This window comes from bacterium, assembly GCA_026708055.1.
Taxonomy (GTDB): Bacteria; Actinomycetota; Acidimicrobiia; order Acidimicrobiales; family CATQHL01; genus VXNF01.
The window spans coordinates 1-12,163 of sequence record JAPOVS010000073.1 but is presented as its reverse complement, the minus strand read 5'-3'; the positions used below and the strand labels follow the sequence as shown (position 1 = coordinate 12,163).

The window sequence follows — 12,163 nt, the reverse complement described above, 5'->3', positions numbered from 1 at the left end:
CCGGCGGTAGCGTGACGGGCGTCCCATGAGCACCATCCCCAGCACCGCCGCTCCCGAGGGCATCCACGCCGAGGCGGTGACGGCCTGGTTCGGCGAGCACGTGCCCGCCGCCCGTCCCCCGCTGAGGTTCTCGCTGATCGAGGCCGGACATTCCAACATGACCTTCGTCGTGAGCGACACGCGGCGCCGGCGCTGGGTGCTGCGCAGACCCCCGCTGCACACCGTGCTGGCCACCGCCCACGACATGGGGCGCGAGCATCGTGCGATCGCGGCGTTGCACCCCGAAGGGTTCCCGGTGCCGCGACCGCTGGGGCTGTGCACCGATCCCTCCGTGAACGGCGCTCCCTTCTACGTCATGGAGCACGTGGACGGCTCGGTGATCCGCGACGCCGGCGAGGCCGCCGACCTGCCGCACGACACGCGGCGCGCCCTCAGCCGTTCCCTCGTGGAGGTGCTCGCCCGACTGCACAGCTTCGACCCCGACGCCGTGGGCCTCGCCGACCACGGTCGGCGCGAGGGCTACGTGGCCCGCCAGCTGCGCCGCTGGCTGCGCCAGGTCACCGACACCGACACCGTCGAACGGCCCGAGATCCGCGCCGTGCACGATCACCTCGCCGCGCGGATTCCCGAACAGAGCACCACCGGCATCGTGCACGGCGACTACCGGCTGGACAACTGCATCGTCGGCGACGACGGGCAGGTGCGCGCCGTCCTGGACTGGGAGCTCTGCACCCTCGGCGACGTGCTCGCGGACGTGGCGATGCTGCTCACGTACTGGAGCGAGCCCGGCGAGGACACGCAGGCCCTGGACAACGCCCCCACCGCGGTCGAGGGCTTCTACTCGCGGGCGGAGCTGCTGGAGGCCTACGCCGAGTGCTCGGGACGTTCGCTGGATCAGATCGACTTCTACCTGGCGTGGGGCGCCTGGCGCCTCGCCTGCATCCTCATCGGCGTGCAGGCTCGCTACCTGGCCGGCGCCATGGGCGACAAGGCGCCCCTGGAGGGCATCGAGAGCTTCGCGGTCCGCATCGACGGCCTCGTGGCCCGGGCCACCCACCACGCCGCCCTCGTGCGGTAGGCGCGCCGCGACACGACGACACCGGACAGGACGGGAGACCACGATGCGATTGGACGCCACGCTCGGATCGGATCCGACCGCAGCGGCGCGGCGTGCCCGGCAACTCGAAGAGGGCGGCTACGACGGTGGTTGGACGAGCGAGACGAACCACGACCCGTTCCTCCCGCTCGTGGCGGCCGCTCAGCACACCGAGCACTTGGAGTTGGGCACCAACATCGCCGTGGCGTTCGCCCGCAACCCCATGACCACGGCCCACGCGGCGTGGGACCTGCAACTGCTCTCCGGCGGTCGCTTCATTCTCGGGCTGGGCTCGCAGATCAAACCCCACATCACGCGCCGCTTCAGCATGCCCTGGTCCCGCCCGGCAGCGCGGATGCGGGAGTACATCGAGGCCCTGCACGCCATCTGGGACGCCTGGGAGACGGGGGGGAAGTTGAACTTCCGTGGCGACTTCTACCAGCACACGCTGACCAACCCGATGTTCGTGCCGCCGCCGCAGCCGCACCGTCGACCGGATGTCTACCTGGCCGCCGTCGGGCCCCTCATGACCCGGACCGCGGGGCAGGTGGCCGATGGCCTGCACTGCCACGGCTTCACCACCGCGGACTACGTGCGCGACGTCACGCTGCCCGCGCTGCGCGAGGGAGAGGCGGCCGGCGGGCGGCCGGGTGGCGAGGTCCGGGTCTCGCTGCTCGCGATGGCAGTCGCGGCGGATACCGCAGAGGCGTTCGAGGAGCACTGCCGCACGATGCGCATGAGGATCGCGTTCTACGGATCCACGCCGGCCTACCGGGGCGTCCTGGAGCATCACGGCTGGGGCGACGCCCAGACCGAACTGCACGCTCTTTCGGTCAAGGGACGCTGGGCCGAGATGGCCGACGTGATCGACGACGAGATGCTTCACACCATCGCCGCGGTCGGGACGCCCGCCGAGGCCGCGGCGATCCTGGCGGAACGCTACGGCGACCTGGTCGACCGGCTCACGCTGGTGACCACCTTCGACAGCGCCTCGACAGACCGCGGCACCGATCCTCAGAGCTGGGCCCTCCTGCTGGAGCAACTCCGCAGGGCCGTCGCGGACCGGCGGCCGACGACGCCGGATCCCCTCAGACCACCAGGTTGACCAGCTTGGGGGGCCGGGCGATGACCCGGCGGGGGCTGGTGCCGTCCAGGTGGCGCTGTACCCGCTCGGAGGCGAGGGCGTGCTCCACCGCCTCGGACTCGCCGATGGCGGCGTCCACCTCGAGGCGGTCGCGCACCTTGCCGTTCACCTGAACGACGAGCGTCACCCGTTCGGCGGCGAGCTTCGCCGGATCGGCGACCGGCCACGGCTCGGTGTGGATGTGGCGGCCGCGGCGCCGCTCCCACAGCTCGGCGGTGATGTGGGGCACCATCGGGGCCATCACCAGCAGCAGCCGGTCGATCGCCCCGTCCAGGGTCTCCCCGTGCGGACCCCCCGGCGCCTGCACGTAGCGGTACAGGTCGTTGGTGAACTCCATGCAGGCCGCCACCGCGGTGTTGTACGACCAGCGCTCGAAGTCGCGGGTCACGCGATCCACCAGCCGGTGGGCGCCGCGATCGATCTCGGTGTCGTCGGCGGCGAGTGCGCCGGACCGGACGGGGACGCCGGCGTGCGCCTCCCCGGTCACCAACCGCCAGACGCGGCCGAGGAACTTGGCGCACCCGTCGATCCCGAAGTCCTCCCAGTCCACGTCGTCCTGCGGCGGCTTCACCTGCAGGTGCGCCAGGCGCAGCGCGTCGGCACCCTGGCGGTCCAGGATCTCCTCCGGCGCCACGAGGTTGCCCCTGCTCTTGGACATCTTGGCGCCGCCGAGGCGGATCATGCCCTGGGTGAACAGCCGGGCGAACGGCTCGCTGAGGCCCGCCGGGGCCACGCCGATGTCGGCCAGCGCCTTGGTGAAGAAGCGGGCGTACATGAGGTGCAGGATGGCGTGCTCGATGCCGCCGATGTACTGGTCCACCGGCAGCCAGCGGGCCGCCGCCTCCACCGAGAACGGGGCCCCGCCGTTGGTGGGGTCGGCGAAGCGCAGGAAGTACCACGACGAGTCCACGAAGGTGTCCATGGTGTCGGTCTCGCGCCGGGCCGGACCTCCGCAGTCCGGGCAGGAGGCCTCCAGGAACCCGGCGTGGGCGTTCAGCGGTGACTGCCCGGTGGGCAGGAAGTCCACGTCGTCGGGCAGCAGGATCGGCAGGTCCGACTCCGCCACGGGCCGGTAGCCGCACGCCTCGCACAGCACCATGGGGATGGGACAGCCCCAGAAGCGCTGCCGCGACACCAGCCAGTCGCGCAGGCGGTAGTTCACCTTGCGCCGCCCCAGACCCTCCGATTCCAGCCAGTCGGCGGCACGCTCGATGGCGTCGGCCACCGCCAGGCCGTCCATCCATTCGCTGTTGATGGAGGGCCCCTCGCCGCTGTAGGCCTCGCCGTTCCAGCCCTCCGGCGGCTGCACCGTGCGCACGATCGGCAGGCCGTGGGCCACGGCGAACTCCCAGTCGCGCTGATCCTCCCCCGGGACGCCCATGATGGCCCCGGTGCCGTAGGTCATGAGCACGTAGTCGGCCAGGTACAGCGGCACGGGCCGGCCGGTGAAGGGGTTGATGAGCGACGTTCCGCAGGCCACGCCCCGCTTGTCGAGGAGACCCTCGGTGGACAGGCGCTCCATCTCGCTCTGCGTCGCCACCGAGCGGCGGAATTCCTCGACGGCGGCCCGGTGCGACGGGGCGATCAACTCGTCGACCCGCGGATGCTCGGGGGACAGCACCGCGTAGGTGATCCCGAAGCCGGTGTCGGGACGGGTCGTGAACACCTCCACGGGCGGCACGTCGTGACGTGGGCGGCCCTCGGCGTCGGCGATGGGGAGGCCCAACTCGGTGCCCTCGGAGCGGCCGATCCAGTTCCGCTGCATGTTCTTGACCCGCTCGGGCCAGTCGATGCCGGCCGTGTCGTCGAGCAGGCGCTGGGCGTAGGCGGTGATACGGAAGAACCACTGCGCCAACTCGCGGTGCTCCACGGGGTCGCCGGAGCGCTCGCAGGTGCCGTCGGGCAGCACCTGCTCGTTGGCCAGCACGGTCCGGCACCCCGGGCACCAGTTGACCGGGGCCGAGTCCCGGTACGCCAGCCCGGCCTCGAATAGGCGCAGGAAGATCCACTGCGTCCAGTGGATGTAGGTGGGGTCGTGGCTGCAGATCACCCGCCGCAGGTCGTAGACCGCCCCGATGCGCTCGAGCGAGGAGGAGAGCTCGGCGATGCGAGCCTCGGTGAAGGTCCGGGGATGCTCGCCCGTGCGTATGGCGGCGTTCTCCGCCGGCAGGCCGAAGCTGTCGAAGCCGATGGGCGACAGCACCCCGTCGCCCCGCATCGTGCGGTAGCGCACCAGCAGGTCCCCGAACGTGTAGTTCCGCACGTGGCCCATGTGGGCGGGACCGCTCGGGTAGGGGTACATCGAGAGGACGTAGTACGGCGGGCGCGGATCGTCGTTGTCGATCTCGTAGGTGCCTTCGTCGCGCCAGCGCTGCTGCCAGCGCCCTTCGAGCGCCACCGCGTCGTAGTGGTCCTGCACGCCCCGATGCTAGATGGCCCGGTACGCCTTCAGACGATCCGGGGCCCGGTCGCAGCAGGCAGAGGGCGACGTGCTTGGTAACCTGCTGCCGCCGGGGCTATAGCTCAGTTGGCTAGAGCGCTGCCATGGCATGGCAGAGGTCACGGGTTCGAGTCCCGTTAGCTCCACCGAGAACAGCGCTCGAAGTGCGTTCTGACCTGCCTGCATGTCGCTCCGGTCAGATCTTGCCATCACTTCGCGCATGCACTCGTGTTGCGCTCGACAGGGGCGCCCAACCGCCCAACTTGCCTGAGGGATTCGACACGCCAGATTCTCTCCGTGACGGATTGTCGGCGGCCATGAGAGCCTGCCCGGTGGCGGCCATGTAGCTGCCCGCTGGCGGCCAGCAGTTCTGCCCAGTGGCGGCCAACGGAGTTGCCCGCGTTGAAGTCCGTCTCCCGTCGGGGTCCACCTCGGCGGGGTGACCTACTCGGTCCCGCACACCCTGGCCGATGAGACGGTGCGGGCGCGCATCGACGGCGACCACATCGTCGTGGTGCACTGCGCATCCTCGGGCCCAGTCGAGGTCGCCCGCCACCAGCGTTCGACGCCTGGGCACCCGATGATCGACGACGCCCACTACCCGCCGCGCCCAACAGGGCCGCTCGGGGCGCAGCCGAAGCCGCCAGCGCGGCCGAAGCCGAGTTCCTCGCGATCGGCGACGGCGCCCACACCTGGCTCGTTGAAGCCGCCTCCGCGGGCACGTCGCGGATCAAGACCAAGATGGCCCAAGCCGTCGACCCGGCCCGACTCCACGGCCACACACGCGTCGATTGGGCGCTCGGCCACGCCGCGACCTACGGCCGCTTCGCAGACGGCGACCCGGCTTCGATCCTGGCTGCACACCCGCCCGGACAACGCCGGCGCGCCGACGACATCATCAGCGACGACATAGGCCTGCTGCCAGTCAGCGCCGCCACCGCCGAAGCGCTCTACCGCGTCGTCGACGCCGCATACGAGAAACGATCCATCGCCTTGTCGAGCAATCTTCACCCCGCCGGGTTCGACGAATCGATGCCCAAGACCATCGCCAACGCCACCGTCGACCGGCTCCTGCACCACGCCCACATCGTCCTCACCGCCGGTGACAGCATCCGCTTCACCCAAGCCACCGCCGGAAAGGGGGTGACGCCACTGACCAACTAAACCGCGGGCAGAACACCTGGCCGCCAGCAGGCAACTCTGCTGGCCGCCACTGGGCAGACCCCACTGGCCATTGACACAATGGTGAGCAGACTCACATATCTAGGTCACTAGGTATACGTCCCATCATATCCTTCGCTAGGGTTCACGCCTGATTCCACACGGTCAGCATCGTCCCCGACCATGAGGAGACGCCGATGCCCGCAACCGGCGAGACCTGTGACAAACCCGGAAAGTACATCTCGATCTGCGAACATCTCATCCAAGCCGACCTCAACGAGGGAGACCGATTCCCGCCCTGTCCGGACGGGAACGGGGACGTCTACTGGATCCAGTACGCCGCTCTCTCCTAGCCGCCGTGCGCTCCCTCTTCGGATCCCGTGGAGAGATGTGAGCCTGATCGCAGGCCACCTCAGCGACCGTGGCTCGCCAGGTACTCGCCCCTGGCAGGCACAAGGCCCCCGACAGTGAGCGAGTCGTCTCGGCAGCGTCCCTCGAATCTGCGGCGCCGGCCTCGATCTCCCCAGGTCCGGCCCGCCGCTCCCCGTGCCGCCCTCGGCGGCCGCGCTGCCGGCGCAATGCGAGGAGCGCCGGCAGCGCGGGGGGAGTGTTCCCCGAACCGTCTCACGCGGCCCAGAGTCCGGAGCCGCCGCGGTGGGTAGCGCAGCGCAGGTCGGCGAGTCCGGGCAATGGCTTCCCCTGCCGCGCCTGTTCGCCTACCCCGGCGCTCGCGCCGGCCGCTGGCTGTATGCCTCGTGCTCCTTCACCGGCGCGGCGACACCCCCACCCCACAGCCCGATGGCAGGCGCGGGGGTGGCCCCGGTTGCGCCAACCCCGTCGCCGCAGGAGCCGCCGGTGCCGGCGCTGCAAACGTGGTCGCAGGTAGGACGGTGGATCCTCGACTACACCGACGCGGGCGACCCGCACATCAGCACACCCGCCACCAGCTACGAGTACTCCGGCCACAACGTGTCCGGCTGGCCGGACACGCCCGCGCTGCTGACCATTGCCTGCGACTCCGCCCGGCACTGGATCAACCTCGTGACGTGGCGGAACATCTGGCCATGGGGCGATTCGGACGTTCTCGTGCGGCACCGCCTCGGGGCCGGCGACTGGACACACGACGCGTGGACGCGGAGGCCGCAGTACATCGGCGCCAGCACGTCGCACTGGACTACCCGCCGGTCCCTCGTCGGCGACGCCACAGCCGCCGATGCCCGCTCGCTGACCGTCGCCCTGTACGACCGCGCGAGCTGGGAATCGGCGGAGCAACTCACCCGCGGAGTCGGGTTCGGCCGCCCCGCTCAGGCAGCGACCCTGCTCGCCCGCGCCGAATTCTCCCTGAAGGGCATCGCCGAAGCCCTCGAGCATCTCGACAGCGGACAGCCGCCGGCGCCGTGAGCCGACCCACCGCGGCACTGGGGGATCCACACGCCCGTAGATCCGTAGGCAGACGATGCTCATATGATCGTGCGGTGAATTCCTCAGATTGAATCAATGGATGGCCGGCGGGCCGGCGAAGAGAATTCCATTGCGACTCTCACTCTGCGGGTCCTGCTTAGCCTGTTGCAGATGAACCTGCCGCGCACCGCCGAAGGTATTGACCTAGTCTTAGTGTCCTGCGGCTGTAGAAGCGTAGAAGGCGGATTCGCGCTACAAGTCGCCGGACAGTAGGTGGATCCGATGCAAACAAAATCGCGGGAAGAACTGACCCAGCGGCTCGTCGAGTCGGTGGAGCACCTGAACAGGCAACTGCGGCTCGATCGACTAAGCGAGTGGCAGGACCTCGACTTGACCATCCCCCAAGCGAAGACGCTCTTCCTTCTCGAGCGGGAGGGTCCGCAGCGGATGGGAACCATCGCGGGAGCACTGGGGATCGCCGTATCGGCCACGACGACCGTCGTGGACCGTCTCGTCGATCGGGGTCTGGCCACACGTCTCTCGGATCCGAAAGACCGCCGGGTCGTCATCTGTGAACTCACCGAGCAGGGACGCCGGGCTGCCGACAGGTTCTGGATGATCGGCCACGAACGACTCCGCTCGCTGGCCGATCATCTGCAGGCCGAGCAGCTGACCGGCCTGGTGCAGGCGTTCGAGCAGATGTGTGACGCCAAGGTCGAGGCGGCGCCCGACTCCTGACAGCCTCCGGCGCGACCGGCGCGCGGCGCATAACCGCCGGGCCGCCCGAGCCCCTGTCCGGCGGCCGCCCCGCAGCGGCTCCGGCGTCACCCGTGCCGCCGTTCGGCGATCCTGCTGGTTAGGTTGTCGGCGATCACTATGAACTCGGGGAATCTCTTCGCCGGCGCTGTCAACGCGCGCAGGACTTCGGGCGTCTGTACCTGCGTAGGTTGAAACGAACCTGCACCGAGTCATGAGCCTGCAGCCATGAGCGCCCCACAGCGGCGAGGCGGCCCACGAGGAAGCGAGACCCAAGATGACCTTCTGGTCCGGCTGTTCGCCGACCATTACAAGGATCTCGTTCGCCTCGCCTCCCTGCTCCTCGATGATGTGGGGAGCTGCGAGGAAGTCGTGCAGGACGCCTTCGTGAAGATGCACACCCTCACCACTCGCCCCGAGGAGGGCAAGGAGGCCGCCTACCTGCGCAGCATGGTCATGAACGGGGCACGCTCGCGTATGCGCAGGCGCATGGTGCGCCGGCGCGTCGTACCCGAGGCGGCGCCCCCCGCCGAGAGCGCCGAGGCCGGCGCGCTCGAGCAGCTGCAGAGCGATGCCCTGATCGACGCCGTTCGCAGCCTGCCGCGACGGCAGTCGGAGGTGCTGACCCTGCGGTACTACCTGGATCTCAGCGAGGCCGAGATCGCCGAGACGCTCGGCATCTCCCCGGGATCGGTCAAGACGCACGCCAGCCGCGGTCTGGCAACCCTGGAGCGGAAACTGACGCCGCCCGAAGAGGACACGGCGGAGGAGCCGTCGTGAGCATCGAGGAACGCCTCCGAGACGCTTTCGCACAGCGGGCGGAAGGCGTCGAGGTGTCGCCCGGCGCCCTCTTCGAGATCCAGCGTCGAGCGGGTCGCCGGCCACGGGTGCTGCGAGTGCCCGAAGTTCGCCTGCGGCCGGCCCTGGTCCTGGCGGCTGCGGCCTGCGCGGCGATCGCCGTCGTCATCTCGGTTTCCGTGACGGGACCCAGCGCAACATCGCCGATTCAGACCGAGACCGCGCCGGTGGCCGGCACCGCCGATCCGGCCGCGGTGGCACCGACGGTAGCCGAGCCGCCGCCGACCCCCCAGCCCCCGACTCCCGCTCCCCCGGCGGTTGCCGAGGCCGATCCGCAGGCGAGCGACTCCGGGCGGATCACCACCACTCCTGCGCCGACGCCGCCGACGCCGCCGACGCCGCCGACACCGCCCCCACCGGTCACGCCGGCACCTCCGGCCGATCCCGCGCCGGCGACGGACACAACTCCCGACGACGGCGAGGCCGTCGCCGCCGAGGCGCCGGCCACCGAGACACCGGCGTGCCTGGAGCAGCCCGGGAGCGACGGCAGCGACGCCACATCGGAGTTGGTAACCGTGTACTTCGCCTGCGGTGAGAGCGACGCGGCGCCGCGTCAACGGGCCGCCGCCGCCAACAACCTTCCGACCGCGCTGGGGATCCTGCTCGGCGGCCCCAACGAGGCCGACAGCAGCGCCGGGTTCCGGGGGCTCAGCGGCGACAACGCCACGGCGGTGACGACCATGACGAGCAACCGGTGGTTGACGATCGATCTCCCGGCCGGCCTTGCCGACGCGTTCGGCGGCGACGACGACATCACGGCCGAGCAATTCCTCACGCAACTCAACGCCACCGTGTTCCAGTTCAGCGACTTCGACGTCGCCGAGTACCGCCTCGACGGCGACTGCGCCGCCTTCGGCGCCCTCGCCGGCAGCTCCTGCCGGATCCACATCCGGGACGGCGCCGGTTACACCAGCCGGACCAGCGAGGTGACCGCCCACACGATCGGCGACGTGAGCGCGGTGATCCGCGCCGGGCCCGACGACGACGCCGAGGAACTGGGCGTCCTGGGAGACGGCACCCGCCTCACCGCCGGCCGCTCCGGCAGCGGCAGCGACGCCTGGGCCGAGGTCGTCACCGCCGCCGGCAGCACGGGCTGGGTGTCGACCCGGACGATCGTGGCGCAACCACTCTCGATCGACAGCACGACGCGTGCCGCGATGGAGAACCTGGCGCGCCGGCTCACGACCGGCCCCGGGCTCGAATCGTCCGCCCTCCTGCCAGCGGGCCTCGTGCTGCGATGGGGTGCCGACGTCGGCGATCTCACCGTCGTGTCGACCGCCGCGGCGTCCGTCAGCGACTGGTGGTCCATACCGGTGGACACGACGTCGCCACGCGACGGTTCTGCGACGTCCTCGCTGGCCGACCTGCTGTGGATCGACGGCAGCGGCGACGGCGCCACCGTCACGGTGAACACGCCCGGACCACTCGGCGAACCGCACGGCGACTTCGCCTCGCTGGCGTACGTCTCGATCTACCGCTCGGCGGTCCAGAGTTCGGTCCTGCCCCCGCCGATCCCCACCACGACCACGACGACGACGCAGGCCGGTACGGGCGAGGGGTCCGACCTGCCTCCCGCGCTTCCAACCCCGCCCGAGGAGACCGACGACACCGACGAGCAGCCGACTCCGCCACGGGCGCAGATCAGCGCCATCTTCGACTTCCTGTCGCCCGACGGGCCCCGGGTCGCCGCTGTCGAGGCCATCTGGATCCAGCCGTAGCCGTAACGACCGCTGACCTGCCGGCTGCGGCGCTAAGGTCGGCGGCGTCGTGAACGAGAACCGCCTCGCCCGCCGGTCTGTTTCCTCCCGCATGACCCGGCTTCTCGCCGTCGCCCTGGCCGCCGCGACGGTCACGGCGGCAGCCTGCGCCGACAGCGAACCGTCACAGGTCAGCACCCCGCCGGCTGCTCCTCCCGCCGACCCGGCGCCTGCACCGGCCCCCCGGGATCCGGCCAACGATCTTCCCGCGGTCACGGTCGTAGACGTCGTCAGCGGCGAGAGCTTCGTGCTGTCCTCACTGGCGCCCGCCGACCGGCCGATCCTGGCGTGGTTCTGGGCGCCGCATTGACCGATCTGCGCCCGGGAGGCACCCGGCGTCGAGCAGTTCGCTCGAGATCACGGAGACGAGATCATGGTCATCGGCCTGGGAACGCAGGACGACCTGGATCTGGCGCAGACCTTCGTGGAGAACACGGGAGTGTCGGCGTTCCCGATGCTCTGGGACGAGTCCTTCGACTCGTGGATTCAGCTCGGCGTCGCCACCCAGCCGGCGTGGGCGCTGTTCTCCCCCGACGGCGAGTACGTCGAGGGGGGCCTCGGTGGGATCGACACGGCCGACGTGCTCGCCAGGGCCGCGTCCCTATGAAGGACCGCGGCCGCGGACGATCCCAGGCGCCACCTCGGTAGAGTGCCGTCACCTGTGAAGGACCACGGCGCAACCCGAACCGCAAGGGTGAACAGGCATCCTCCCGTGGCGCTCGGGCTGCACGCCGTGGTGATGGTGGCGCTGGCGGCTATGGTCGCCGCGGCCTGCAGCGGCACCGAGCCAGCGCAGGTCAGCACCCCGCCCCCCGCTCCGACCGCCGAGGCCGCCGCGCCGGCACCCACAGCGGCGCCGCCAGCCATCGAGAGCGCCGCGGCTCCTCCACCGGCACCGGCGGACAAGCAGCCGGCGCCCCTGCCGCCGGAACCCCCGGCGCCCGCACCCGAACCCGCACCACCGGCGCCCGCACCCGAACCCCCGCCACCGGCGCCCGCACCCGAACCCCCGCCACCGGCGCCCGCACCCGAACCCCCGCCACCGGCGCCCGCACCCGAACCCCCGCCACCGGCGCCCGCACCCGAACCCCCGCCACCGGCGCCCGCACCCGAACCCCCGCCATCGGCGCCCGCACCTGAACCGTCGTCGACAGAAGACTCAGCCGAGGCCGCGCAGGCCGCTGCCGAGCAGGCGGAGGCCGACACCGGCGATGAAGCAGCCGCCCTCGCGGCCGCCGAGGCGGCCTTGGCCGAGGCCCAAGCGGCAGCGGAAGAGGCCGCGCAGGTCGCCGCCGAGGCCGCGGAGGCGGCGCGGCAAGCTCGCGAGGAGGCTGCCGCCGTTCCGCCGCTGCCCGAGCCCCCGCCGCCACCGCCGTCCGAGCCACCGCCGCCGCCGCCCGAGCCACCGCCGCCGCCGCCCGAGCCGCCACCACCGCCACCGCCCGAACCGCCACCGCCGCCGCCGCCCGAACCCCCGCCGCCGCCGCCCCCGGCCGGCCCCAGCGACCTCCCCACTTTGACGGTCATCCACGGATTCAGCGGCGAGAACG

The 12,163-nt window shown here is 71.1% G+C and carries 11 protein-coding genes, 1 tRNA gene and 1 pseudogene; 12 read left to right on the top strand and 1 reads right to left on the bottom strand.

Annotated elements, in window-relative coordinates:
- Positions 1 to 25: 25 nt before the first annotated feature.
- A complete protein-coding gene (locus tag OXG55_15435; protein ID MCY4104627.1) occupies positions 26 to 1,078 on the top strand; it encodes a phosphotransferase family protein in 1,053 nt (350 codons plus the stop codon).
- A 43-nt stretch (positions 1,079 to 1,121) separates the two neighbouring features.
- Positions 1,122 to 2,201 carry a TIGR03617 family F420-dependent LLM class oxidoreductase gene (locus OXG55_15430; protein ID MCY4104626.1) on the top strand — a complete coding sequence of 360 codons (1,080 nt, stop codon included), beginning with the start codon at positions 1,122 to 1,124 and terminating at the stop codon, positions 2,199 to 2,201.
- Here the strand turns inward: OXG55_15430 and leuS are convergent.
- On the bottom strand, positions 2,185 to 4,659 hold the full coding sequence (gene leuS / locus OXG55_15425; protein MCY4104625.1) for a leucine--tRNA ligase: 2,475 nt from the start codon (positions 4,657 to 4,659) through the stop codon (positions 2,185 to 2,187). The genes OXG55_15430 and leuS overlap by 17 nt on opposite strands.
- Positions 4,660 to 4,752: 93 nt before the next feature.
- Here leuS and OXG55_15420 point away from each other — a divergent pair.
- From OXG55_15420 to OXG55_15375, 10 genes and pseudogenes are all read left to right on the top strand, one after another.
- A tRNA-Ala gene (locus OXG55_15420) sits at positions 4,753 to 4,826 on the top strand.
- Between the two features lie 748 nt (positions 4,827 to 5,574).
- Positions 5,575 to 5,844 (top strand): annotated as a pseudogene (locus tag OXG55_15415) (ATP-binding protein).
- Between the two features lie 194 nt (positions 5,845 to 6,038).
- A complete protein-coding gene (locus OXG55_15410; protein MCY4104624.1) occupies positions 6,039 to 6,194 on the top strand; it encodes a hypothetical protein in 156 nt (51 codons plus the stop codon).
- Positions 6,195 to 6,495: 301 nt separating this feature from the next.
- Complete coding sequence (locus tag OXG55_15405) at positions 6,496 to 7,242, top strand: hypothetical protein (GenBank protein ID MCY4104623.1); 747 nt, start codon at positions 6,496 to 6,498, stop codon at positions 7,240 to 7,242.
- 282 nt (positions 7,243 to 7,524) lie between these two features.
- Positions 7,525 to 7,980, top strand: coding sequence for a MarR family transcriptional regulator (locus OXG55_15400; GenBank protein ID MCY4104622.1), 456 nt, complete (start codon positions 7,525 to 7,527; stop codon positions 7,978 to 7,980).
- Positions 7,981 to 8,226: 246 nt separating this feature from the next.
- Positions 8,227 to 8,778 (top strand): SigE family RNA polymerase sigma factor, encoded by a 552-nt coding sequence (locus OXG55_15395; protein MCY4104621.1) that lies wholly within the window; start codon positions 8,227 to 8,229, stop codon positions 8,776 to 8,778.
- Complete coding sequence (locus OXG55_15390; GenBank protein ID MCY4104620.1) at positions 8,775 to 10,574, top strand: SH3 domain-containing protein; 1,800 nt, start codon at positions 8,775 to 8,777, stop codon at positions 10,572 to 10,574. Before OXG55_15395 ends, OXG55_15390 begins: the two co-directional genes overlap by 4 nt.
- 49 nt (positions 10,575 to 10,623) lie before the next feature.
- Positions 10,624 to 10,923 carry a hypothetical protein gene (locus OXG55_15385; GenBank protein ID MCY4104619.1) on the top strand — a complete coding sequence of 100 codons (300 nt, stop codon included), beginning with the start codon at positions 10,624 to 10,626 and terminating at the stop codon, positions 10,921 to 10,923.
- A 63-nt stretch (positions 10,924 to 10,986) separates the two neighbouring features.
- Positions 10,987 to 11,220: a hypothetical protein gene (locus OXG55_15380; GenBank protein MCY4104618.1), complete on the top strand. Its 234-nt coding sequence runs from the start codon at positions 10,987 to 10,989 to the stop codon at positions 11,218 to 11,220.
- Between the two features lie 87 nt (positions 11,221 to 11,307).
- On the top strand, positions 11,308 to 12,163 hold an 856-nt coding region (locus tag OXG55_15375), incomplete at its 3' end, for a hypothetical protein (GenBank protein MCY4104617.1).

Coding starts and splice junctions, on each gene's coding strand:
- OXG55_15410 (MCY4104624.1), top strand. CDS start 6,039: ATGCCCGCAACCGGCGAGACCTGTGACAAACCCGGAAAGTACATCTCG.
- OXG55_15380 (MCY4104618.1), top strand. CDS start 10,987: ATGGTCATCGGCCTGGGAACGCAGGACGACCTGGATCTGGCGCAGACC.
- OXG55_15395 (MCY4104621.1), top strand. CDS start 8,227: ATGAGCGCCCCACAGCGGCGAGGCGGCCCACGAGGAAGCGAGACCCAA.
- OXG55_15430 (MCY4104626.1), top strand. CDS start 1,122: ATGCGATTGGACGCCACGCTCGGATCGGATCCGACCGCAGCGGCGCGG.
- OXG55_15435 (MCY4104627.1), top strand. CDS start 26: ATGAGCACCATCCCCAGCACCGCCGCTCCCGAGGGCATCCACGCCGAG.
- OXG55_15400 (MCY4104622.1), top strand. CDS start 7,525: ATGCAAACAAAATCGCGGGAAGAACTGACCCAGCGGCTCGTCGAGTCG.